The 22,169-nt window shown below is 73.1% G+C and carries 24 protein-coding genes and 2 pseudogenes; 11 read left to right on the forward strand and 15 right to left on the reverse strand.

Annotation, left to right across the window (positions count from 1 at the left end; all coding sequences use genetic code 11):
- Positions 1-141: 141 nt before the first annotated feature.
- Together B1L11_RS14245 and B1L11_RS14250 are read right to left on the reverse strand one after the other, a co-directional pair.
- Positions 142-1,524 (reverse strand): metallopeptidase TldD-related protein, encoded by a 1,383-nt coding sequence (locus tag B1L11_RS14245; protein WP_256862529.1) that lies wholly within the window; start codon positions 1,522-1,524, stop codon positions 142-144.
- Positions 1,521-3,014 (reverse strand): TldD/PmbA family protein, encoded by a 1,494-nt coding sequence (locus tag B1L11_RS14250; protein WP_079314917.1) that lies wholly within the window; start codon positions 3,012-3,014, stop codon positions 1,521-1,523. The genes B1L11_RS14245 and B1L11_RS14250 overlap by 4 nt, the downstream gene beginning before the upstream one ends.
- Before the next feature lie 77 nt (positions 3,015-3,091).
- Here B1L11_RS14250 and fabG point away from each other — a divergent pair, with 77 nt between their 5' ends.
- The 3 genes from fabG (at position 3,092) to B1L11_RS14265 (ending at position 5,791) form a co-directional block, all read left to right on the forward strand.
- Positions 3,092-3,796: a 3-oxoacyl-[acyl-carrier-protein] reductase gene (gene fabG, locus B1L11_RS14255; protein WP_079314918.1), complete on the forward strand. Its 705-nt coding sequence runs from the start codon at positions 3,092-3,094 to the stop codon at positions 3,794-3,796.
- 29 nt (positions 3,797-3,825) lie between these two features.
- A complete protein-coding gene (gene fabI / locus B1L11_RS14260) occupies positions 3,826-4,590 on the forward strand; it encodes an enoyl-ACP reductase FabI (RefSeq protein WP_079314919.1) in 765 nt (254 codons plus the stop codon).
- A gap of 226 nt (positions 4,591-4,816) precedes the next feature.
- Positions 4,817-5,791 carry a helix-turn-helix domain-containing protein gene (locus B1L11_RS14265; protein ID WP_143737259.1) on the forward strand — a complete coding sequence of 325 codons (975 nt, stop codon included), beginning with the start codon at positions 4,817-4,819 and terminating at the stop codon, positions 5,789-5,791.
- Positions 5,792-5,897: 106 nt separating this feature from the next.
- Here B1L11_RS14265 and B1L11_RS14270 read toward each other — a convergent pair whose 3' ends face one another.
- The 6 genes and pseudogenes from B1L11_RS14270 to B1L11_RS54795 all read right to left on the reverse strand — a co-directional run.
- Positions 5,898-7,055 (reverse strand): LLM class flavin-dependent oxidoreductase, encoded by a 1,158-nt coding sequence (locus tag B1L11_RS14270; RefSeq protein WP_079314921.1) that lies wholly within the window; start codon positions 7,053-7,055, stop codon positions 5,898-5,900.
- An 11-nt stretch (positions 7,056-7,066) separates the two neighbouring features.
- A complete protein-coding gene (gene ssuE / locus B1L11_RS14275) occupies positions 7,067-7,618 on the reverse strand; it encodes an NADPH-dependent FMN reductase (protein ID WP_079314922.1) in 552 nt (183 codons plus the stop codon).
- 51 nt (positions 7,619-7,669) lie between these two features.
- The gene (locus B1L11_RS14280) at positions 7,670-8,668 is read right to left on the reverse strand and encodes an SfnB family sulfur acquisition oxidoreductase (RefSeq protein WP_256862530.1); all 999 of its coding nucleotides are present in this window, start codon (positions 8,666-8,668) and stop codon (positions 7,670-7,672) included.
- 228 nt (positions 8,669-8,896) lie between these two features.
- A complete protein-coding gene (sfnG, locus tag B1L11_RS14285; RefSeq protein WP_079314923.1) occupies positions 8,897-10,030 on the reverse strand; it encodes a dimethylsulfone monooxygenase SfnG in 1,134 nt (377 codons plus the stop codon).
- Between the two features lie 142 nt (positions 10,031-10,172).
- Positions 10,173-10,424, reverse strand: coding sequence for a substrate-binding domain-containing protein (locus B1L11_RS48255; protein WP_218671114.1), 252 nt, complete (start codon positions 10,422-10,424; stop codon positions 10,173-10,175).
- 88 nt (positions 10,425-10,512) lie between these two features.
- Positions 10,513-11,097, reverse strand: a pseudogene (locus B1L11_RS54795) (LysR family transcriptional regulator); the annotation flags it as partial.
- Between the two features lie 152 nt (positions 11,098-11,249).
- Here B1L11_RS54795 and B1L11_RS14295 point away from each other — a divergent pair.
- On the forward strand, positions 11,250-12,473 hold the full coding sequence (locus B1L11_RS14295) for an acyl-CoA dehydrogenase family protein (RefSeq protein ID WP_218671115.1): 1,224 nt from the start codon (positions 11,250-11,252) through the stop codon (positions 12,471-12,473).
- Between the two features lie 131 nt (positions 12,474-12,604).
- Here B1L11_RS14295 and B1L11_RS14300 read toward each other — a convergent pair whose 3' ends face one another.
- The 3 genes from B1L11_RS14300 to B1L11_RS14315 all read right to left on the reverse strand — a co-directional run bounded on the left by B1L11_RS14300 (position 12,605) and on the right by B1L11_RS14315 (position 15,465).
- A complete protein-coding gene (locus B1L11_RS14300; RefSeq protein WP_179155137.1) occupies positions 12,605-13,066 on the reverse strand; it encodes a DUF2690 domain-containing protein in 462 nt (153 codons plus the stop codon).
- 289 nt (positions 13,067-13,355) lie between these two features.
- Entirely contained in the window at positions 13,356-14,375 is a 1,020-nt protein-coding gene (locus tag B1L11_RS45205; protein WP_143737260.1) for a hypothetical protein, read from the reverse strand.
- 151 nt (positions 14,376-14,526) lie between these two features.
- Positions 14,527-15,465, reverse strand: coding sequence for an aldo/keto reductase (locus B1L11_RS14315; protein ID WP_079314927.1), 939 nt, complete (start codon positions 15,463-15,465; stop codon positions 14,527-14,529).
- Positions 15,466-15,500: 35 nt separating this feature from the next.
- On the opposite strand from B1L11_RS14315, the gene B1L11_RS14320 reads away from it, so the two are divergent.
- The 5 genes and pseudogenes from B1L11_RS14320 to B1L11_RS53970 form a co-directional block, all read left to right on the forward strand.
- A complete protein-coding gene (locus tag B1L11_RS14320) occupies positions 15,501-16,319 on the forward strand; it encodes an undecaprenyl-diphosphate phosphatase (RefSeq protein WP_079314928.1) in 819 nt (272 codons plus the stop codon).
- Entirely contained in the window at positions 16,316-17,017 is a 702-nt protein-coding gene (locus tag B1L11_RS14325; protein ID WP_079314929.1) for a histidine phosphatase family protein, read from the forward strand. The genes B1L11_RS14320 and B1L11_RS14325 overlap by 4 nt, the downstream gene beginning before the upstream one ends.
- Positions 17,018-17,026: 9 nt before the next feature.
- Entirely contained in the window at positions 17,027-17,593 is a 567-nt protein-coding gene (locus B1L11_RS14330; RefSeq protein WP_079314930.1) for a DUF3090 domain-containing protein, read from the forward strand.
- Positions 17,594-17,650: 57 nt separating this feature from the next.
- The gene (locus B1L11_RS14335) at positions 17,651-18,412 is read left to right on the forward strand and encodes an SCO1664 family protein (RefSeq protein ID WP_079314931.1); all 762 of its coding nucleotides are present in this window, start codon (positions 17,651-17,653) and stop codon (positions 18,410-18,412) included.
- 139 nt (positions 18,413-18,551) lie between these two features.
- Positions 18,552-18,698: pseudogene (locus tag B1L11_RS53970) on the forward strand (NRDE family protein); the annotation flags it as partial.
- 39 nt (positions 18,699-18,737) lie between these two features.
- Here B1L11_RS53970 and B1L11_RS53975 read toward each other — a convergent pair.
- Positions 18,738-19,004, reverse strand: coding sequence for a hypothetical protein (locus tag B1L11_RS53975; protein ID WP_306291657.1), 267 nt, complete (start codon positions 19,002-19,004; stop codon positions 18,738-18,740).
- 50 nt (positions 19,005-19,054) lie between these two features.
- Here B1L11_RS53975 and B1L11_RS53980 point away from each other — a divergent pair, with 50 nt between their 5' ends.
- Together B1L11_RS53980 and mshC are read left to right on the forward strand one after the other, a co-directional pair.
- Positions 19,055-19,273, forward strand: coding sequence for a hypothetical protein (locus B1L11_RS53980; RefSeq protein WP_306291658.1), 219 nt, complete (start codon positions 19,055-19,057; stop codon positions 19,271-19,273).
- Between the two features lie 10 nt (positions 19,274-19,283).
- Positions 19,284-20,495 (forward strand): cysteine--1-D-myo-inosityl 2-amino-2-deoxy-alpha-D-glucopyranoside ligase, encoded by a 1,212-nt coding sequence (gene mshC / locus B1L11_RS14345; RefSeq protein WP_079314932.1) that lies wholly within the window; start codon positions 19,284-19,286, stop codon positions 20,493-20,495.
- A gap of 62 nt (positions 20,496-20,557) precedes the next feature.
- Here mshC and B1L11_RS14350 read toward each other — a convergent pair whose 3' ends face one another.
- The 3 genes from B1L11_RS14350 to B1L11_RS14355 all read right to left on the reverse strand — a co-directional run bounded on the left by B1L11_RS14350 (position 20,558) and on the right by B1L11_RS14355 (position 22,104).
- Positions 20,558-21,163, reverse strand: a complete 606-nt coding sequence (locus B1L11_RS14350; protein WP_079314933.1) for a snapalysin family zinc-dependent metalloprotease — start codon at positions 21,161-21,163, stop codon at positions 20,558-20,560.
- A gap of 151 nt (positions 21,164-21,314) precedes the next feature.
- On the reverse strand, positions 21,315-21,455 hold the full coding sequence (locus B1L11_RS46810) for a hypothetical protein (protein ID WP_179155138.1): 141 nt from the start codon (positions 21,453-21,455) through the stop codon (positions 21,315-21,317).
- 16 nt (positions 21,456-21,471) lie between these two features.
- Entirely contained in the window at positions 21,472-22,104 is a 633-nt protein-coding gene (locus B1L11_RS14355; RefSeq protein WP_079314934.1) for a class E sortase, read from the reverse strand.
- Positions 22,105-22,169: the final 65 nt, after the last annotated feature.

The raw sequence follows: 22,169 nt of genomic DNA on the forward strand, positions 1-22,169 counted from the left end.
ATCCTGCCCGGATCCGGCCACTGAATCCTCGATCGGACGCTCAGGGTCGACTGCTGTGTTCTGCCGCTGAGCGCACGGAAGAGACGGGCACATTCGACCGGCTCTGTGGACCGCGCGTGGTGACCGTTTCCGGTCACCACGCTAGCTGGCCTGGCTGACCGTCGACATGTTGAAGTCGGGCACCCGCACCGGCGGCATGACGGCGCGGGTGAACCAGTCGTTCCACTCGCGCGGCAGCGTCTGCTCGCTCGGGCCCACCTCGGTGAGGCGGCCGAGCAGGTCGACCGGCGACTCGTTGAACCGGAAGTTGTTGACCTCGCCCACGACCTCGCCGTTCTCGACCAGGTAGACGCCGTCCCTGGTCAGCCCGGTCAGGAGCAGCGACTGCGGGTCGACCTCGCGGATGTACCACAGGCATGTCAGCAGCAGGCCCCGCTCGGTCGAGGCGATCATCTCCTCCAGCGAGCGGCCGCCGTCCGGTCCCGTCATGATCAGGTTGTCGATCTGCGGGGTCGCGGCGAGGCCGGTCAGCTCGGCGGAGTGCCGGGTCTGCACGAGGTTGGCCAGCGTGCCGTCGCTGATCCACTCGGTGCGGGCCAGGGGCAGGCCGTTGTCGAAGACCGACTGCTCCCGGCTGGAGGAGTGCGCGACGACGAACGGCGCGCACTCGACGCCGGCCCGCGCCGGATCGCTGTGGAGCGAGACCGGCAGCGTCGAGAGCCGCTCGCCCACCCGGGTGCCGCCGCCGGGCCGGGAGAACACCGTGCGGCCGTCGGCCGCGTCCCGCGCGCCGGCCGACCAGTACAGGTAGATCATCAGGTCGGAGACCGCCGTGGGCGGCAGGAGCGTCTCGTAGCGGCCCGGCTCCAGGCTGATCCGCCGCTTGGCCCAGTCGAGCCGCCGGACGAGCGTCTCGTCCAGCGCGGCCACGTCCACGTCGGAGAAGTCGCGGGTGGCCACGCCCGTCCACGCCGAGCGCGTCATGTCCGCCGACTTGGCGTTCAGTTCGAGCCGGCCGGTCGGCTGGTCGTGGCGCAGCCGCAGTCCCGCGGACGAGCCGACGAACGTCGAGGTCATGCTGTGCTCGGCGAAGCCGTACAGCCTGCGTCCCGAGGCATCGGCGGCGGCGAACGCCTCGCCGAGCGCGGGGGCGAAGTCCCCGAACACGTCGATGGAGGTCGGCTCCACCGGGCGGTCCCAGCCCTCGCCGGCCGTGCCCTCCACCAGAGGCCGGGCGTCCTCCGACGGCCGGGCCTCCCGCGCGGCGCGGTCCGCCGCGGCCACCACGTCGGCCAGCTGTTCGGCCCGTACGGCGGAGCGCGACACGACCCCCACCCCGGCGCCCACGACGGAGATCACGGTGAGCCGGGAGGAGCGCGCGACCCCGTTGGTCGTCAGCGTGTTGCCGGCGAAGCGGAGATTGGCGGTCGAGCCCTCGTCCACGATGACGACGCAGCCGTCGGCCTCGCTCAGCGCGAGCGCCCGCTCCACCGTCTCCTGCGGTGTGATCACCCCGTCGCTCACTTGCCACCCTCCTGGACGGTGTTGAGGATCCGTACGCCGCGGAACAGGGCCGCAGGAGCGCCGTGACTGACCGGCGCGACCTGGCCCGGCTGGCCCTTGCCGCAGTTGAAGGCGCCGCCGAGCACGTACGTCTGCGGGCCGCCGACGGCCTCCATGGAGCGCCAGAAGTCCGTGGTCGTCGCCTGGTAGGCCACGTCGCGCAGCTGCCCGGCCAGGCGGCCGTTCTCGATGCGGTAGAACCGCTGGCCGGTGAACTGGAAGTTGTACCGCTGCATGTCGATCGACCAGCTCTTGTCGCCGACGACGTAGATCCCGCGCTCGACCCGCGAGATCAGCTCGTCGGTGGAGGGGCCGTCCGCCGCCGGCTGGAGCGACACGTTGGCCATCCGCTGGATCGGCACGTGCCCGGGGGAGTCGGCGAACGCGCAGCCGTTCGACCGCCCGAGGCCCTTCAGCAGCGCCATCCTCCGGTCGAGCTGGTAGCCCACCAGCGTGCCCTCGCGGACGATGTCGAACGACTGGCCGGCCACGCCCTCGTCGTCCCAGCCGACGGTGGCCAGGCCGTGCTCGACCGTGCGGTCGCCCGTCACGTTCATCACCGGCGAGCCGTAGTGCAGGCTGCCGAGCTGGTCGAAGGTGGCGAAGGAGGTGCCGGCGTAGGCCGCCTCGTAGCCGAGCGCCCGGTCGAGCTCGGTCGCGTGGCCGATCGACTCGTGGATCGTCAGCCACAGGTTCGACGGGTCGATCACCAGGTCGTACGGCCCGGCCTCGACCGAGGGCGCCTTGAGCTTCTCGTCCAGCAGGTCGGGGATCTCGGCCAGCTCGGCGGGGAAGTCCCAGCCGGTGCCGGTCAGGTACTCGTACCCCCGGCCGACCGGCGGGGCCAGCGTGCGCATGTCGTCGAACCGGTCGCCGTCGGCCCGCATCGCGGTCAGGACGGGGTGCAGCCGCACGCGCTGCTGCGTGGTCACCGTGCCCGCCGTGTCGGCGTAGAACTTCTGCTCCTTGACCTGCATGAGCGAGGCCGAGACGTGGTCGACCCGGCCGAGCAGGCCGGACGACCACTCCGCCAGCAGCGCCGCCTTGTCCGGCAACGGCACGTCGAACGGGTCGACCTCGTAGGCCGACACCCAGGTCACGTCGTCGTACACCGGCTCGGGGGCGAGCTCCACCGGCTCGCGGTTGATCGGCGCGCTGACCGCCGCCACCCGCACGGCCTCCTCGGCGGCCCGGGCCGCGGCCTCCGGGGTCAGCTCGATCCCGGACGCGAAGCCCCACGTGCCGTCCTTGATCACCCGTACGGCGAAGCCGAGGTCGTCGGCGTCCGAGGACCCCTCGAGCCGGGCGTCGAACAGGCGCAGCGTCTCGGCGCGCACGCGTTCGAGCCGGAACGAGGCGTGCTCGGCTCCCAGGTCACGGGCGCGCTGCAGGGCCGCGTCCGCCAGCCGCCGCAGCGGCAGGGCGAGGAAGTCGGGGTCGATCTGGCGCATGTCCACGATCCTAACCCTGTGATCTTGTGCCCTGCGGACAAGTGGACTACCCCCAAGTAGCCGATACGGTCGGTCGCATGGTTCGCTCTGTTCTCGTCACCGGCGGAAATCGCGGCATCGGCCTCGCGATCGCCCGCGAGCTCGCCGCCGCGGGAGACGCCGTCGCCGTCACCTACCGTTCCGGCGAGCCCCCGGAGGGGCTGTTCGGGGTTCGCTGCGACGTGACGAGCTCCGCCGACGTCGACGCCGCCTTCGAGAAGGCCGAGGCCGAGCACGGCCCGGTCGAGGTGGTCGTCGCCAACGCGGGGATCACCAAGGACACGCTGCTGCCGATGATGAAGGAGGAGACCTTCACCGACGTCATCGACACGAACCTGACCGGCGCCTACCGCGTCGCGAAGCGGGCCGTGCGGCCCATGCTGCGGATGCGGCGCGGGCGCATCATCCTGATCTCCTCGGTCGTCGGCCTGTCGGGCTCCGCGGGCCAGACCAACTACGCCGCCTCCAAGGCCGGGCTGGTCGGCTTCGGCCGGTCGCTGGCCCGCGAGCTCGGCTCGCGCGGCATCACGGTCAACGTGGTCGCGCCGGGGTTCGTGGAGACCGACATGACCGCGGTGCTCGACGAGGCGCAGCAGGAGCAGATCCGCAAGAGCATCCCGCTCGGGCGGCAGGCGCAGGCCGAGGAGATCGCGCGGGTCGTCAGATTCCTGGCGAGCGACGACGCCTCCTACATCACCGGGGCGGTCATCCCCGTCGACGGCGGCCTCGGCATGGGCCACTGAGCCGGACACCCGACTGACTGGAGCTGGACATGGGTTTGCTGGACGGGAAGCGACTGCTGGTCACCGGCGTCCTGACCGACTCGTCGATCGCCTTCAACGTGGCGAAGCTGGCCCAGGAGGAGGGCGCCCGGGTCGTGCTGACCGGCTTCGGCCGCCTCAGCCTGGTCGAGCGCATCGCCAAGCGGCTGCCCGAGCCGCCGCCGGTGATCGAACTGGACGTCCAGAACACCGATCACCTCGACACGCTCGCCGACCGCGTCGGCGCGCACCTCGACGGGCTGGACGGGGTCGTCCACTCGATCGGGTTCGCCCCGCAGTCCTGCCTGGGCGGCAACTTCCTCAACACCTCCTGGGAGGACGTCGCCACGGCGGTCCACGTCTCGACGTTCTCGTTCAAGTCGCTCGCCGTCGCGTGCCTGCCGCTGATGAAGGAGGGCGGCGCGGTCGTCGGCCTGGACTTCGACGCGACCAAGGCGTGGCCGGTCTACGACTGGATGGGCGTGGCCAAGGCCGGGCTGGAGTCGTGCTCGCGCTACCTCGCGCGCGACCTGGGCAAGCACGGCATCCGGGTCAACCTCGTCGCCGCCGGTCCGCTGCGCACGATGGCGGCCAAGAGCATCCCCGGGTTCAAGGAGTTCGAGGACTCCTGGCCGGAGCGCGCGCCGCTCGGCTGGGACCTGGCCGACACCGCCCCCGCCGCCAAGGCCTGCGTCGCGCTGCTGTCCGACTGGTTCCCCGCCACGACCGGCGAGATCGTCCACGTCGACGGTGGCGTGCACGCGATGGGCGCCTGACGGCGCCTCCTCGCGTCATCCCGCATCGTGCGGGTCACGGGCCGCGGCGGAATCTTGCCGCGGCCCGTCTCCGCGCTTAGCATCTGGGCGTGTCTGACACCCGCCCGTTCCCGTGAGTGGGCAGGGGCTGTCAGGCGCGAGCGTGGTGCCCGGGCCGCTCCGTCCCCGTACGCCCCCGGACGGCGTCGCCCGTGGCGACGTGGCCGCCGGAACTCGTGTGGGGACCATGGGACGACCAGAGCGCGACCTCAGCCCCGAGGAGGGGCCCTTACAGGCGTTCGCCGTCGCGTTGCGGCGGCTGCGCGAGGAGGCGGGGTCGCCCACCTACCGGGCCCTCTCGGAACGGGCGCACTACTCGCCCACGGTGCTGTCGCGGGCCGCAGGCGGCCGCGTCTTCCCGAGCTTGGAGGTCACCCTCGCCTTCGTACGGGCCTGCGGCGGCGACGAGGGCGCGTGGGCGCGGCGCTGGCACCGGGTCAGCGAGGAGATCTCCGGACGGGCGGCGGAACCGCCGGAACCACCGGAACCGCCGGCACCGGCGGGCGACGGCCCCTCGTCTCCGATCCCCGGTGCCGCAGAGGCCGGCGGCGGGCACGATGCCGGCCCTGGTGGCGACCCTGATGGCGGGCCTGATGCCGGCTCGGATGGCGGGCGCGGCGGCCTCGCGGGCCGGGTGCGGCGCCGCGGGCGCCTGCTCGCGCTTGCCGCCGTCCTCGTGGTCGCCGGCGCGGTGGCGCTTGGCACCGCCGCGCGCGGTGTGGGGCTCGCGCCCGGCTGGACCTCGCGCAACCAGCACGTCACCGACCGGGCGGGGGACGCGAGCCGGGCCGAGGACATGGACGGCGACGACCCCCGCGCCCGCGGGTGCGGCGACGACCTCGACACGATCGACACGCTCGACGCCGTCCCGCTGAACCTGCCCGACGGCAGCCGCTTCGGCACGCTCCGGCTGCGGCGCAGCCCCGAGTGCGACACGGCCTGGGCGTCGGCGCACTTCGACAACCCCCACCTCTACACGGTGTGGCTGGCCGCGCACCGTCCGGCGGACAACGCCCAGGTGCGTTCCCAATGGTCGAACAACACGCCGCCGGGCAGCTACGGGGACATGCTCTCCCTCGCGCCCGGATGCGTCTGGGTGGAGGGATGGGTGGTCACCGGGCAGGGGGAAGGCCCCCACGCGAGAACCCGCTGCCTGCGCTGATCCCGCACGCCTGCGCTCACCCCCTCGCCTCGTGCGCTGCCGCCCCCGGCGGTGCCGCGGTGCGCGGGGCACGCCCGGGAGCCCCGCGGCACATCACGGCGTCACGTCATCGGGAGGCGGTGCCGGCGAACGGGATGGCGGCCGGGAGCGCGTCGCCGGGCGCGTCCACCGGGTGCCGCCACAACCCCCTGCGCTGGAGCAGGGGCAGGACGCCCTCGCCGAACCAGTAGGCCTCCTCCAGGTGCGGGTGACCGGACAGCACGAACTCGTCGATGCCGAGGGCGTGATACTCCTCGATCCGTTCGGCCACCTCGACGTGGCTGCCCACCAGGGCCGTGCCCGCGCCGCCGCGGACGAGCCCGACACCGGCCCACAGGTTCGGCGAGACCTCCAACGCGTCCGTGCGGCCCCCGTGCAGGGCCAGCATCCGCCGCTGCCCCTCCGACCCGCTGCGCGCGAGACCCGCCTGCACCGACGCGATGACCGCCGGGTCCAGGGCGGACAGCAGGCGCTCGGCCTCCGCCCACGCCTGCGCCGAGGTGTCCCGGCTGATCACGTGGAGCCGGATGCCGAACCGCACCTCGCGGCTGGCCGCGGCGGCCTCCCGGCGGATCCAGGCGAGCTTCTCTGCGACCTGCGCGGGCGGCTCGCCCCAGGTCAGGTAGACGTCGCTGTGCCGCGCCGCCACCCTGCCCGCGGCCGGGGACGACCCGCCGAAGTACACCGCCGGCACCGGGGACGGCACCCGGCTCAGCGCGGCGTCCGCGACCCTGACGTGCCTGCCCTCAAGGGTGACCCGTTCCCCGCGCCACAGGGCGCGTACGACCGTGAGGAACTCGTCGGTGCGGTCGTAGCGCTCGTCCTTGGTGAGGAAGTCGCCGTAGGCGCGCTGCTCGTGGTCCTCGCCGCCGGTGACGACGTTGACCAGCAGGCGCCCGGCCGAGTGCCGCTGGAACGTGGCGGCCATCTGCGCGGCGAGCGTGGGCGACAGCAGCCCCGGCCGGAAGGCGACCAGGAACTTCAGCCGCTCGGAGTTCGCGACCAGCATGGCGGTGGTCAGCCAGGCGTCCTCGCACCAGGCTCCGGCCGGGGTGAGGGCCCCTTCGAAGCCGAGCTGCTCGGCGGCGCGCACGATCTGGCCCAGGTAGGCCAGGGTGGCCGGCCGGTCCCCGCCCGCCGTGGTGATGTCCGTGCCGTGCCCGCCGCCGACGAGGTGGCGGCTGTCGCCGTACGTGGGCAGGAACCAGTGGAACGTCAGCGTCATCGGGGGTCCCCTCAGGAGGCGGCCAGCAGCGGGCGGCGCGCGGCCACGGCCGAGGCGAAGGCGTCGACCACGCGGTAGAGCGGGGCGGCGTGGTCCGGGTCGAGACCGGCCTCGTCGCCGTGGAGCGCGATGTGCCGGTCGAGGACGAACCATCCCGGCACGACGTGGTCGGCCCCGAGCGAGGTCAGGACCGGGCGCAGCGCGTAGTCGATGGCCAGCACGTGGGCGGGGCTGCCGCCGGTGAGGACCGGCAGCACGACCTTGCCCGCGAACGCGAACTGCGGCAGCAGGTCGAGCAACGTCTTCAGCAGCCCGCTGTAGGCGGCCTTGTACACGGGTGAGGCGACCAGGACGCCGTCCGCCTCGCCGACGAGGCCGACGACCTCGGCGATCCGCGGGTGCCCCGTGTCGGCCGACAGCAGCGCCTCCGCCGGCAGGTCGCGCACGTGCACGGTGCGGACCTCGTGGCCGAGGAGGCGCAGCCGGTCGGCGAGGTGCGCGCACAGGGCGGCGGTACGCGAGACCGCCGAGGGGCTGCCGGACAGGACGACGATGGTGGACATGGCGGAACCTCCGTCAGATGAGACCGGATTCGGATGAGGCCGGATGCGGGATCAGATCAGGCCGTGCCGAGGGGGCGGGGTCCGGTTCAGCGCGTACCGGCCGATGTGCTGGATCTTCCAGCGCACCGGATCGTGCAGGGTGTGGGTGCGGGCGTTGCGCCAGTGCCGGTGCAGGTTCAGCGAGTCGAGCGCCGACCTGGTGCCGGACACCTCGAACAGGGCATCGGCGACCCCGACGGCCGCGGGGTCGGCGAACGCCTTCGCCGTGGCGACCGCGATGGACGCCGCCGCCGCGGTCTCGTCGTCGAGCCGTTCCCGCGCCCGGTCGACCGCCCGCCCGGCCTCGCCGAGCAGCGCCTCCGCGGCCCGTACGGAGACCTCCAGCTCTCCGAAACGCTGGATGGTCAGGGGGTCGTCGGCGGCGTGGTCGAGGCCGCTCTCGAACCACGGCCTGCTGCGGGTGCGGACGAACTCGGCGGCCTCGGTGAGCGCGGCGCGGGCGATGCCGACGTCGATCGCGGCGTGCAGCAGTTGCGCGTGGGCGCCGTGCAGTTGCGGCCCGGTGAAGGTCAGGTGGTGGGGGACCACGCGATCGGCAGGCACCCGCACGCCCTCCAGCCGGACCGTGCCGCTGGCCGTGGTGCGCTGGCCCATGCCCTCCCAGTCGTCCACGACCGTGAGGCCGGGCGCGCCGGCCGGCACGTACGCGACGACGAGCCGGTCGGCGGGGTCCTTGGCCAGCACGGTGATCCAGTCGGCGAACAGGGCCCCGGTCGCGTAGTGCTTGACGCCGTCGAGGACGAAGCCGCCGTCCTCGGCGGAGCGCAGCCGGGTGCGGTAGTCCTGCACGTGCCGGGTGCCCGCCTCCGACTGGGCGTTGCCGAACCGCCTGCCCGCCAGGACCTCGGCGAAGAAGAACGCCCGCTGGGCCGCGGACCCCTGCTGCCGCAGCACGTTGACGTACACGAAGTGGCTCTGCGGGATCTGGGCGATGTTGGGGTCGGCGGTGGCGAGCAGGCGGACGACCTCCGCCAGTGTGGCGGTCCGCACGTCGGCGCCGCCGTGCTCGCGGGGGGACGGTGATGCCCCAGGAGGCCGCTCGCCGACAGCTCGGCCAGCTCGGCGTGCGGGAGTTCGCGGCGGGCGTCCCGTTCCGCGGCGCCGCGCGCGAACCGCCCGGCGAGCTCGGCGGCGACGGCGATGGCCTCCTCGTCGCCGGTGACGACGTGCGCGGTCCCCGACACATGACCGGGTGCGTGGGTGAGATCGGTCATGGGATCAGGCCCGGGCCGGTTCCACCGGGAACGCGCCCTTCGCCGCGAGCTCGCCCTCCAGTTCGCGGATGATGGGCAGCACGTGGCGGCCGAAGTACTCGACCTCCTCGTGGTAATGCAGGAAGCCGAGCAGGAGCAGGTCGACGCCCCGCTTCTTGTACTCGATCGCCCGATGGGCGATCTGCTCTGGGGTGCCGATGAGGCGGGTGCGGAAGCCGTCGTTGTACTGCACCAGGTCCTCGAACGTGGAGTCGGCCCACATTCCCCGTCCGTCCTGGGTGGACCGGCCGGCCTGGCGGACCGCGTCGCGGAACCCGTGGACGGCCTCGACGTCGGCCTTGGCCACGATCTCGCGCAGCGTCTCGCGCGCCTCCGCCTCGGTGTCCCTGGCGATGAGGAAGCCGTTCAGGCCGAACCGCACCCGGCGGCCGTGGGCCCGCGCCGCCGCGCCGACCTCCTCGATCTGCTCGGTGACGCCGTCGAAGTCCTTGCCGTTGCTGAAGTACCAGTCGGAGACCCGGCCGGCCATGGCGCGTGCCGCGGTGGAGTTGCCGCCCTGGAAGATCTCGGGGTGCGGGCGGTCCGGCCCGGAGAGCGGCTTGGGCTGCAGGTCGTAGCCGTGCAGCCGGTAGAAGTCGCCCTGGAACCGCGCCTTGTCCTCGGTCCAGCTCGCGCGCAGGACGCGGATGAACTCCTCCGCCCTGCGGTAGCGCTCGTCGTGCTCCAGCCACGGCTCGCCCAGGGCGGTGAACTCGCCCTTGAACCAGCCGCTCACCACGTTGACGGCGGCCCGGCCTCCCGAGAGGTGGTCGGCGGTGCTGAGCAGCTTGGCCAGCACCGCCGGGTGCCACAGGCCGGGATGCACCGCGGCGATCACCTTCAGCCGCTGGGTGGCGAGCAGCAGCGCCAGGCTGAAGCTCGTCGACTCCTGCTGGAACGCGGCGCCGTAGCTGGCCATGTAGCGCACCTGGGACAGCGCGTACTCGAAGCCGTTGTTCTCCGCGAGCACCGCCAGCTTCCGGTTGTAGTCGTAGCTCCAGTCGGTGCGCTGCTCGATGGTGCTGGTGACGAGCCCGCCGCTGACGTTGGGCACCCAGTAGGCGAACCGCAGCGGCTCGGGACTGACGTTCGCTGACACGAATGACCCCTTCCACGTATTTCCTACTTGGACAATTGGGATCGTACGGCGGCCGGTGTCCGGAGTTCCACACGCGATCGGCGGGGGAGTGATAGGGCCGCCCTGTCACTCCACCACGGGCACTTCGCCACTGGCAGGGCTTTCACCCCGCGGCGCGGGCCCGGGCGCCGGTGCGGCACTCGCGTGCCCGGTCCAGGAGGAACCGGTGCAGGTCGCGGGCCACCCGGGGGCCGGAGGCCGACCGCTGCGACTGGATCACCAGGAGCACCTCCGCCACGCGCTGCGCCAGCGGCCGGTAGGTGATCGCGCCGCTGCGCAGGAGGGGGTCGCCGGCCACGCTGAACTCGGGCAGCACGGTGGCGCCGAGCCCCTCGGCGACCATGAGCTTGCCCATCTCGGCGCCGTCGGTCGAATACGAGAACGACGCGCCGCCCGCCGAGCAGGCGGTGCACCAGGCGGTGCATGACATAGCCGGAGCGCATCACGATCAGGGGCTCGCGGAGCAGGTCGGCGACCTCGACCGCGGGCAGCGCGGCCAGCGGGCTGTCGGGCCGTACGCACACGACCGGGCGGCCGCGCAGCAGTTCGGTCGTGGCGAGGTCGGGCGGCAGGTCGTCGCCGCTCAGGTAGTTCACCAGCCCGAGGTCGAAGCTCCCCTCCCGGATGCGCCGGTGGATCTCGGCCTGCTGGGCGCCGACGACCTCGACCTGGGTCGCCGGATGGGCCTCCCGGAACGCCCGTACGGCGGGGATCAGCAGCGGGACCGTGGCCGCGTTGACCGTGCCCAGCCTGACCATGCGGGCCGTGTGGTGCTGCTCGTCGGCCGCGCCGCGCAGGCGGTCCACCGCCTCCAGCACGCCGTTGATGTACGGCAGCAGCTCGCGGCCCTTGTCGCTGATGGTGGCGCCGGACCGGCGTCGCTCCAGGAGATCGACGCCGAGTTCCCGCTCCAGGTTGCGCACGGTCTCGCTCAGCGCCGGCTGGGACAGGTGCAGGTGGTCGGCCGCCCGGCGGAGCGAGCCGAGGCGGGTCACCGCACGGATGTACTCGAGCTGCTCGATGCGCATCGTCGTCCACCTCGTCCAGGGGGTTCGCCGGTGGTGTTCAAGGGCGACCCTACCGGCCGTTCGGCAATTTTCCTACTTAACAAGTAGAGAATGTTGCCTAACCTGGTGAGCGACAGCAGGCGCGACGCGCCGCACACGAGAGGAGACGACACGTGACCATCGCTCACGCCAGCCGTACGGACTGGACGGACGGCCCGGCGCCCCGCACTCCGGACGAGTGGATCGCGCGCGCCGGCGAGGTGGCGGCCGTCCTCGCGGTGGACGCCGCCGAGCGTGACCGGGCCGCCAAGACCCCGTACGCGGAGATCGGGCTGCTCAAGGACTCCGGCCTGGTCACGCTGCTCGGACCGGCCGGGCACGGCGGCGCGGGACAGGACTGGCCCACCGCCTACCGCGTCGTCCGCGAGGTGGCCGCGGCCGACGGCTCCATCGGCCAGCTGCTCGGCTACCACTACCTCTGGAACTGGGCGGCGCGCCTGGTGGGCACCCGCGAGCAGTGGGAGCGGATCGAGGCCGACGCGGCCCGGAACCGGTGGTTCTTCGGCGGGGCCGTCAACCCCCGCGACCGTGACATCGTCGTGCGCGACGAGGGCGACACCCTCGTCTTCGACGGGCGCAAGACCTTCTCCACCGGCAGCAAGGTCTCCGACGTCACCGTCCTGGAGGGCGTGCTGGAGGGCACGGACAAGCACGTCTTCGCCATCGTCCGCTCCAGTTCCGAGGGGCTGACCTTCCACGACGACTGGGACAACATCGGCCAGCGGCTGACCGAGAGCGGCAGCGTCACCGTCTCCGGCGTGCGCGTGCCGTGGCGCGACGCCCTCGGCTACGTGGACAAGGAGTTCCAGCCGCGCGTCTACGCCACGCTCAACGTGCCGACCATCCAGCTCGTGTTCGTGAACTTCTACCTCGGCATCGCCAGGGGAGCGCTGGAGACCGCGCTGGCGTACACGAGGGAGCACACCCGCCCGTGGCTGCACAGCGGGCACGAGCGCGCGGTCGACGAGCCGTACGTCATCGACCTCTACGGCGACCTCACCGCCAAGCTGTGGGCCGCCGAGGCGCTGGCCGACGAGGTCGCCCGGGAGGGCCTGTGGTTCCACCTCAACCCGGACGAGGTCACCCCCCGGCTGCGCGGGGAGCACGAGGTGCGGGTGGCCGCGGTCAAGGCGCGCGCCACCGACGTGGCCCTGGAGGTCACCTCGCGTGTCTTCGAGGCCACCGGCGCCCGCTCGACCGCGTCCCGCTACGGGTTCGACCGGTTCTGGCGCAACGTGCGCACCCACACGCTGCACGACCCGGTGGCGTACAAGCGCCGCGAGGTGGGCGTCTACCGCCTGCTCGACGAGATCCCCGAGCCCACCTGGTACTCCTGACCGGACGGGGTCGCCTCCTCCCGCGCGGGTGAGGAGGCCGGACGGCCGTGGGACCGGCCCCCGTTCCCGCCGCACGAGCTCCCGCCGTGGCATGCGGCGTACGTGCGCGGACCGTCGGTTCCGCGGCGGGCTCAGCCCTTGACCCAGGCGGAGGCGATGTCCGGCCAGACGCCGCAGCACAACGCGTACGCCGTCGCCTCCACGTCCTTCGCGTAGAGCTGGTCGGAGTACGCGGTGCCGTTGCGGGTGGCGTACGTCTCGGTGCAGTCGTCGAAACCCTCGCCACGGCACACGAGAACGCCCACCGGCGCGGTGCGCCCCTCGTCGAGCGCGACCCTCGACCAGTTGGTCCCGCACCGGGGGGAGTACCGCAGCTCGACGGTGGCGCCGGCGGGCCGGGTGGCCCGTCCGCGGCCGTCGTGATACCAGAGCCGCGAACTGGCCACCGTGTACGCCCCGTCGTCGCAGCGGCTCCTGACCGGGTCGGTCCCGTCGCAGGTCTGCGCGCTCTTCCGCCCCTGGTCGCACAGCCTGTCGGAGACGCGGCGCGGGAGGTCGGCCGTCCCGCCGCGCGGAATGTCGTCGGACCGCACCGTGCCGGTCCGGCCCGACCCCGACCCCCGAGCCCGGCCCGTCTCCCGATCCGGCGACCGCACCGGTGGCGGTCGTCGTCAGCGCGACGGCCGCCGCCGCCGGGACGGCCAGCGCCCTGAGGGTGATGCTCCATCTCATCCCGAGCTGCTCCTTCCGTGGCCCGGGCACCTCGCGGTGCCGCCACGGCATGGATAACCCGTTCCGGAGTTGATGCGCGATCACCGGCGCCGGTTCGCATCAACCCATCAATCGGGCGAGGCGCAGCTCAGGTCGGCGCGCGCACGCCGCTCAGGCGAGCCGGTGGCGCCCCGCCTTGCCGGGCAGTCGCATGCCGCCCTCGAAGGGGATCGACTCGTGCGGATCCTGCTGCCCGGCACGCGCCCGCCGGGCCGAGACCACGCGGGTGGCGAGCAGCGCCGAAAGCAGCAGCGCCGCGGTGAGGGCCGTCCCCGCCGTGTCGTAGGACCGGTGGGCCCGAGCGCGCGCGCCCGCCGGGTCGCCGCGCAGTTCGGGCAGATCGGGCATCTTCTGCCCGGGCCACAGGAGGGGGATCACGCCGTCCTCGTCGGGGTCCACTCTCGACGCGCGGTCCGTCTGCGGCGTGTCGTCCAGCGCCGCGACGAGACGCGGCCGGTACGGCTCGGGTGCGAGGGTGCCCTCGGGCGTCATGGACGCCTTCGGCCGCGCCGGCTTCTTGCCGGCCGGCCGCGTCTTCCCGTTGCCCTGCGCGCCCTCCCCGCTCTCGCGGTGCTCCTGGGACGCGCAGTCCTCGCCGGCGACCAGGGGCAGGCAGGTGTCCTGGACGGCGCGGGTCAGCCCGTCGGTGAGCTTCTGCACGCTGGGGGCGGGGCTGTGCGCGGCTCCGTCGCCGCCCGTCACCGCTCCCGTCGCCGCTCCGACCGCTCCGCCCGCCGCTCCGGTCGCTCCGCTCACCGCTCCGCCGGTGGCGCCGGCGGCGGTGTCCGCCGCCCCGGTCAGCGTCTGGCCGGCCTTGTCGACCGCCTTGCCGACGTCGTTCACCGCCGTGCCCGCGGCTCCGGTGGTCGTCTTCAGCGTGTCGTCCACGGCCTTCGTGACCGGTGCCGTCACTCCGCCGGTGGCCTTGTCCGCGACGTCGGTGACGCCGTCCGCAAGGCGGCCCACACCGTCCACCAGGGAGCAGACGCCGCCGGTGATGCCCGAGACCAGGCCGCCGCCTCCCGTGCAGTCGAGCGCCTGTGCCGGGGATGCGGCGAGAGGGAGTCCTCCGGCCAGGGTGATCGTGAGAGCCCCGGCGGAGATCGCGGAGGCCTTGCCTACGATCCCCATGTGTCCCCTTCCGCAGTGCTCTGGTCCATCCCCCGACATACCCGCCACTCTTCGCCAGAGCGCGGGGTTATGCAGTAGAAAGTTGCAGTTCGGTATCGATGTGTGATACGTGAAGGCGATTCTCGTTAGCCTCGCGGGCGCGGTGCGGCGATCAGGGGTCGGAGACGTCGTCCAGAGCCTCGCGGATCTCCCACGGCAGCGTCAGCTTCTCGGCCTGCAACACGCCGAGGAGCTGCGCGTGGGTGCGCGCGCCGACGATCGCCGACGACACGCCCGGGCGGTCGCGCACCCAGGCGAGCGCCACGGAGAGCGGCGACACGCCGAGCCCCTCGGCCGCCGTGGTCACCGACTCCACGATGCTGCGGCACCGTTCGTCCAGATACGGCCGGACGAACTCGGCGAAGTGCGGGGTGGCGGCGCGGGAGTCCGCGGGGATGCCGGTGCGGTACTTGCCGGTCAGCACGCCGCGTCCCAGCGGCGACCAGGCGAGGACCCCGGCGCCCACGTGCCCGGCGGCGGGCAGCAGTTCCTCCTCGGCGTCCCTGGCCAGCAGGGAGTACTCCACCTGCGCCGCGACGATCGGGGCCCGCGAGTCGCCGCACCGCTGCCACGTGGCGGCGGCCGCGAGCTGCCAGCCCGTGTAGTTGCACACGCCCGCGTAGGCCGTGCGCCCGGTGGAGACGGCGAAGTCGACGGCGGCGAGCGTCTCCTCCAGCGGCACCCGGGGGTCGAACGCGTGGAGCTGCCACAGGTCGACCTCCTCCAGCCCGAGCCGGGCCAGGGAGGCGTCGAGCGCGCGGATGAGGTGACGGCGGGAGGCGTCGCGCTCGCCGCCGGGGGTGAGCACGGCCTTGGTGGCGATGACCAGCTCCGAGCGCGGCACCACGTCGCGGATGAGCCGGCCGATCAGGCGCTCGGCGTCGCCGCCGCCGTACACGTCGGCGGTGTCGATCAGCGTGCCGCCGGCCTCGGCGAAGGCGGTGAGCTGCGCCGTCGCCTCCTCGGCGGAGGTGTCGCGGGCCCAGGTCATCGTGCCGAGCCCGATCCTGGACACCGACAGACCGCTGCGCCCGACTAGTCGCTGGTCCATGGTGCGGACAGACTAGCCGATAGGCTGTCCGCACCATGGACGTACTACAGGCGATCGTGCTCGGGCTCGTGCAGGGTCTCACCGAGTTCCTGCCCATCTCCAGCTCGGCCCACCTGCTGATCGTGCCCAAGCTGGCCGGATGGGGCGACCCCGGCGCCGCGTTCACCGCGGTGATCCAGCTCGGCACCATGCTCGCGGTGCTCATCTACTTCTGGCGGGACATCGTCCGGATCACCTGGACCTGGCTGCGCAGCCTGTGGACGCCGGAGCTGCGCGGCGACCTCGACGCGCGCATGGGGTGGTACATCGGCCTGGGCACGATCCCGATCGGCGTCGCCGGCCTGCTGTTCAAGGACGCGATCGAGGGCCCGGCCCGCAACCTGTGGCTGAACGCGGCCATGCTCATCGTCTTCGGCCTGCTGCTGCTCGTGGCCGACCAGATGGGGCGCAAGAAGAAGGAAGTCGCCGACCTCACCATGCGCGACGGCCTGATCGTCGGCGCCTGGCAGATGCTGCCGCTGATCCCCGGCGCCTCCCGCTCGGGCTCCACGATGACCGGCGCGTTGTTCCTCGGGTACACGCGCGAGGCGGCCGCCCGCTACTCCTTCCTGCTGTCGATCCCGGCGGTGATCCTCTCGGGGCTGTTCGAGCTGCGGCACGTCGGCGACGGCGGCGGCCCGCCGGTCGCGCCGACCCTGATCGCGACCGTCGTGTCGTTCGTCGTCGGATACGCCTCGATCGCCTGGCTGCTGCGTTACGTGGCGCGCCACTCGACCATCGTCTTCGTCGTCTACCGGGTCTTCGCCGGGACGTTCCTCCTCACGCTGCTGGCTCTCGGGGTGGTGCAGTCATGACGACCGTCCTCCTCGTACGGCACGGCCTCACCGCGATGACCGGCCCGGTGCTGGCGGGCTGGACCCCGGGGGTCCACCTCGACGAGCGCGGCAGGGAGCAGGCGCGCGCGGTGGCGGAACGGCTCGCGCCCCTGGAACTGGACGCCATCGTGTCCAGCCCGCTGGAGCGGTGCCAGGAGACCGCCGCGGCCATCGCGCAGGGCCGCCCCGTCTCGGTGCAGACCGACGACAGGTTCGGCGAGTGCGGCTACGGCGACTGGACGGGCAGGCCGCTGAAGGAGCTCGCCCAGGAGCCGCTGTGGCGGGTGGTGCAGGCCCACCCCAGCGCCGCGGTGTTCCCCGGCGGCGAGGCCCTGGCGGAGGTGCAGAACCGGGCCGTGCGGGCCGTACGCGACTGGAACGAGCGCCTCGGTGAGAAGGCCACCTACCTGGTGTGCAGCCACGGGGACGTGATCAAGGCGATCGTGGCCGACGCGCTGGGCCTGCACCTGGACCAGTTCCAGCGGATCACGGCCGATCCCGCGTCCGTCACGGTGATCCGCTACACCCCCTTGCGTCCCTTCCTGCTCAGGGCGAACGACGTGGGCGGGGGAGTGGCCAACCTGGTGCCCCCGCCGGAGGTGTCGGAGGACGAAGACGGGGGAGAAACCATCACCGGAAGCGATGCCGCCGTCGGCGGTGGACCCGGGACCACATAAGGTCGGGCTATGCCGGTCTTCGACTACGATCCGCCTGACAGGTTCGTGGCCGGTGCCGTGGGGCAACCGGGCGCACGAGCCTTCTTCCTGCAGGCACGCGGCCAGGGCAGGATCACCACGGTGGCGCTCGAGAAGTTCCAGGTCGCCGTGCTCGCCGACCGCCTCGACGAACTGCTCGACGAGGTGCTGCGGCGCAGCGGCGGGCGCGCGCCGGTCCCGGCCATGGCCCCCGCGGAGCTGGCCGACGAGGGCCCGCTCGACCTGCCGATCGACGAGGACTTCCGGGTGGGCACGATGGCGCTCGCCTGGGATCCCGAGACCGCCCAGGTGATCATCGAGGCGCAGGAGGCCACCGAGGGCGACGAGGAGGACGAGCCGCCGCTGGACGACCGGCCCGAGCCCGCCGTCCTCAGGGTGCGGATCAGCGCCGCCGCCGCCCGCGCCTTCAGCCGCCGGGCGCTGGAGGTGGTCGCCGCGGGGCGCCCCCCGTGCCCGCTGTGCGGCCGGCCCCTCGACCCCGAGGGTCACATCTGCGTCCGCCTCAACGGCCACCATCCCGGGGGATTGTCGGCATGAGAGGCGCGCTGTGAACGGGTGGAAGGGCGGCCGTGCGCCGCGCGGGCGAGGAACCGGATGACGGCCGAGGACGAGGCGAGCATCAGCGACGTGGACGGGCCGGGGCTGGACGACGCGGCGGCCATGCGCCTGCTGCAGGAGGGCACCTTAGAAGTGGCCGGACGACTCGTCGAGGCCACGAACATGACGCTCTACTGCTCCATCAGGAACGGCGAGCACGCGGCGGCGTGCGTGTACAAGCCGGTGCGCGGGGAGCGCCCCCTGTGGGACTTCCCCGACGGCACGCTCGCGGCCCGCGAGGTGGCCGCCTACGAGGTGGCGGCGGTCACCGGATGGCGCATCGTGCCGCCGACCGTCTACCGGGACGGCCCCTTCGGCCCGGGGATGGTGCAACTGTGGATCGACGCCGATCCCGAGACCGACCTGATGGCCCTGATGCGCAGCCGCAACCCCGCCCTGCGCCGCATGGCCGTGTTCGACGCCGTGGTGAACAACGCCGACCGCAAGGGCGGCCACCTGCTGCCGCTGCCCGACGGGCACGTGTACGGGGTCGACCACGGGGTCTGCTTCGCGGTGGAGGACAAGCTGCGCACCGTGCTGTGGCAGTGGCGCGGCAAGACGCTCCCGCGCGAGGCGGTCAACGTGCTGGTGCGGCTGGAGCGCGAGATCGAGCGGGGACGTCTCGGCCGGCGCCTGCGCGAGCTGCTCACCCAGTCCGAGGTGGAGGCCACGTGGGAGCGGGTCAAGAGGCTGCTGGCCACCGGTGTCCACCCGCACCCGTCCGAGGACTGGCCGGCGATTCCGTGGCCCCCGATTTGATCACCGCAGACAGGCTTGCGCAAAACGTGCGAATTGTGCACTCTGCAGGGGTCTCTACCGATATTGGAGGGAACACGCATTGTGTACGGTCATCGTGAGCGTCGAGCCGGAGGCCGGCGCGCCGGTGCTCCTGGTGGGAGTGCGTGACGAGTTCGTCACGCGGCCGTGGATGTCCCCGGACCGGCACTGGCCCGCGTACCCGGACCTGATCGGAGGCCGCGACCTGGAGGCGGGCGGCACCTGGCTGGCCGCCGACCCCGCCGGGCGGCGCGTGGCCGCGCTGCTCAACGGCGAGGGCGTGGCGGCCCCGGCGGGCCGGCGCCACTCACGCGGCGAACTGCCGCTCCTCGCCGCCGCCGCGGGGGAACTGCCTCGCGCTCGACCTGTCCTGGTACGACCCTTTCCATCTCGTCCTCGGCGGGCTCGACGGCGTACGGCTGTGGAGCTGGAACGGCGAGAGCCTGGCCGAGGAGAAGCTGCCCGAGGGCGTGCACGTGATCGTGAACTCGGGCTGGGACCGCGGCGAGAGCCGGCCGCGCACCGCCTGGTTCCGCCCCCGCTTCGCCCGCGCCGTCCGGCCCGGGTGGACCACGGGCGGCTCGTCCGAGCGGTTCTGGGGGGAGTGGCTCGATCCCGCGTCGGGTGCCGGGGTGCCCTGGGACGACTCCCCGGGCGCTGGTCATGCGGCGGCGGCTGCCGGACGGGCGGGTCTTCGCCAGCCTCTCGGTCACGCTGGTCGCCCTCGCGGAGGAGGGGCTGCGCTACGACTTCTGCCCCCAGCCCGACGACCCCGCCACCTGGCACGAGATCGACACCTCGTGGAGCACACCGGCTGACCGGGTCCGCCGGCCGCGCGGATAGGCTTCACACCATGCGATCGTGGTCTGCTCCGAATGTCCCCCGGCTGCCCGGTTCGGGCCCTGTGCTTCGTCTGCACGACACCGCCGCCCGTGAGGTGCGGGAGACGGCCCCCTCCGGCGAGGCCCGGCTCTACGTCTGCGGCATCACGCCGTACGACGCCACCCATCTCGGGCACGCCAACACCTACCTCGCCTTCGACCTGGTCAACCGGGTGTGGCGGGACGCCGGCCACGACGTGCACTACACCCAGAACGCCACCGACGTGGACGACCCCCTGCTCGAGCGGGCCGAGGCGACCGGAACCGACTGGCGGTCACTCGGCGAGCGCGAGATCGAGCTGTTCCGCTCCGACATGGAGGCGCTGCGCATCCTGCCGCCCCGCGAGTACGTCGGGGTCACCGAGACCATCGGGGAGATCGCCGAACTGATCACCCGGCTGGCCGAGCGGGGGGCCACGTACGAGATCGACGGGGACGTCTACTTCTCGGTCGCCTCGGCGCCCAAGTTCGGCGCGGTCTCCGGCTACTCCGAGGAGACCATGCTGGAGCTGTTCGGCGAGCGCGGGGGCGACCCCGGCAGGGAGGGCAAGCGCCATCCGCTCGACTGGCTGCTGTGGCGGGCGGAACGGCCGGGAGAGCCGTCCTGGGAGTCGCCGTTCGGCCGCGGCAGGCCCGGCTGGCACATCGAGTGCACCGCCATCGCCCTGCGCAACCTGGGCAGCGGCTTCGACGTCGCCGGCGGCGGCTCGGACCTGATCTTCCCCCACCACGAGATGGGCGCCTGCGAGGGCCACGTGGCCACCGGCGAGTGGCCGTTCGCGCGGGCGTACGTCCACGCGGGCATGGTCGGCCTGGACGGCGAGAAGATGTCGAAGTCCAAGGGCAACCTCGTGTTCGTCTCCCGGCTGCGGCAGACGACCGACCCCATGGCCGTGCGGTTGGCCCTGCTGGCGCACCACTACCGCGCGGACTGGGAGTGGACGCCGGACCAGCTCGCCGCGGCCGAGGAGAGGCTGGCGCGGTGGCGGGCGGCGGTGGCGCGCCCGGCGGGCCCCGCGGGCGCGCCGGTGCTGACGGCGGTGCGCGAGCGCCTCGCCGACGACCTCGACGCCCCGGGAGCGCTCGCGGCGATCGACGCCTGGGCGGCGGAGGAGGGCGACGACGCCTCCGCTCCGGCGCTGGTGCACGACGTCGCCGACGCGCTCCTCGGTGTCGCCCTCTGAAGCGCGTTCCCTGAAGGGCGCCCCCTGAAGGGCGTCCTTCGGACCGTGCTTCCCGAGACCCGCTACGGCGCGGGGACCAGGTCGCGGGCGTCCGGGCGGTCGACGAAGACGCCGGTGGTCACCGCGCCGGCGCGGAGGGCGGAGCCGGCGAAGTTCGCCTCGACCGCGCGGCGCTCCGCCGCGCTGGGGTTGGCGTTGGTGCAGCTCACCGGGGCGCTGTGACCGGACATCAGGTCGGCGCACAGGCCGGTGCGCCGGTCGGGCAGCCCGAGGATGTGGCCGATCTCATGGGTGGCGATGCGCAGGGGGTAGTAGCCCTCGGCGGTGGCCTCCCTGCCCATCCAGATGGTGCCCCGGCCCAGCCTGGTGACGCTCGTGCGGGGCCAGCCGTCGTCGGCGAGCACCACGAAGTCGGCGGGCGTGCCCGCGACGAGCCGGACGTTGGTGACGGCGGCGTTCCAGACCTGCGCGGCCTGGTCCATCACGGTGCGGAACTCGGCGGCCCGGCTCGCGTCGTAGCGCAGCACGCGTACGGCGGCCGCCGCCGATTCGCCGGCCGGCGCGGCCGCCCGGGCCGGCGACACCGTGAACAGCACGGCCAGTCCCAGGAGCAGGGCCGACGACGGTCCGGAGGACCCTTGCCGTTCGGCATCGGGGACAGTGTGCATCGGGGTCTCCTCGGTCGGGGGACGACCACCACGATGCGCACCGGGAGCGTCGACGGTGCGGTCTCGGGTGGGGCTCCCGCCAACGTACGTTCGGCGGGCACGGCGGGGGACAGGGCAGTTTTCCCCTACTTCCGTGATATGGGAGGCTTCGCTATCCGAGCGGCACCCGCGGCGCCAGCCAGGGGAACACGACGTACCACAGCGCGGCCACGGCGGCGCCGGTCAGCAGCAGCACGACGGCCAGCCGGAGCGCGGTGCCTCCGGGCAGCCGCCGCCAGAGGAATCTGTACACGCCGGATCTCCCTCGCTCAGCTTCGGCGTTCCTCGCGGCGGACGAGCACGCTCTGGACGACCAGGCGCTGCGCCGCGGAGAACTTGGGGTGGCAGGTGGTCATGGTCATGAGCGCGGTGGTCGGCCGCCGCCCGGGGTGCCCGGGGACGGGATCGACGACGTCGACGTCGCCGGGGTCCACGACCTCCTTGCGCGTCACCTGGTAGGTGTAGCGGGCGTCCCGCGCGTCCACCACGATGTCGTCGCCTGGCCGCAGCTGGTCGATCCGGTTGAACGGGGCGGCGTAGGTGGTGCGGTGCCCGGAGAGCACGAAGTTGCCCACCTGACCGGGCAGCGCCGAGCCGGGGAAGTGGCCGGGGCCCTTGCGCAGCTCCGCCGGGCCGACGCCCTCGACGACGGCGAACCGGTAATGCGCGCCCAGCCGCGGGATGCGCAGCAGCGCCAGGGCGTCGCCGAGCCGCACCGCACCCACGCCCGGGCCCGCATGCGCGTCATGCCTGGCGAAGACCTCGCCGAGCCGTCGCTGCAGGTCGCGCTGCTCCCGCTCGGTTTCCGCGCTGGTGCCCCACAGCAGGTACGCGTAGAACAGCAGCAGGACGAGCCCCGCGGGCAGGCACAGCTCGCCGATGACCCTGGTGACCGCACGCACGCACCGAGTATCGCCCGGGAAAGTCTCCGGGGGCGGCGGCCACGCGGAGGGCGTGGGTGAATTCT

The sequence above is a fragment of the Microbispora sp. GKU 823 genome, from assembly GCF_002027145.1.
In the GTDB taxonomy this organism is placed as follows: domain Bacteria; phylum Actinomycetota; class Actinomycetes; order Streptosporangiales; family Streptosporangiaceae; genus Microbispora; species Microbispora siamensis.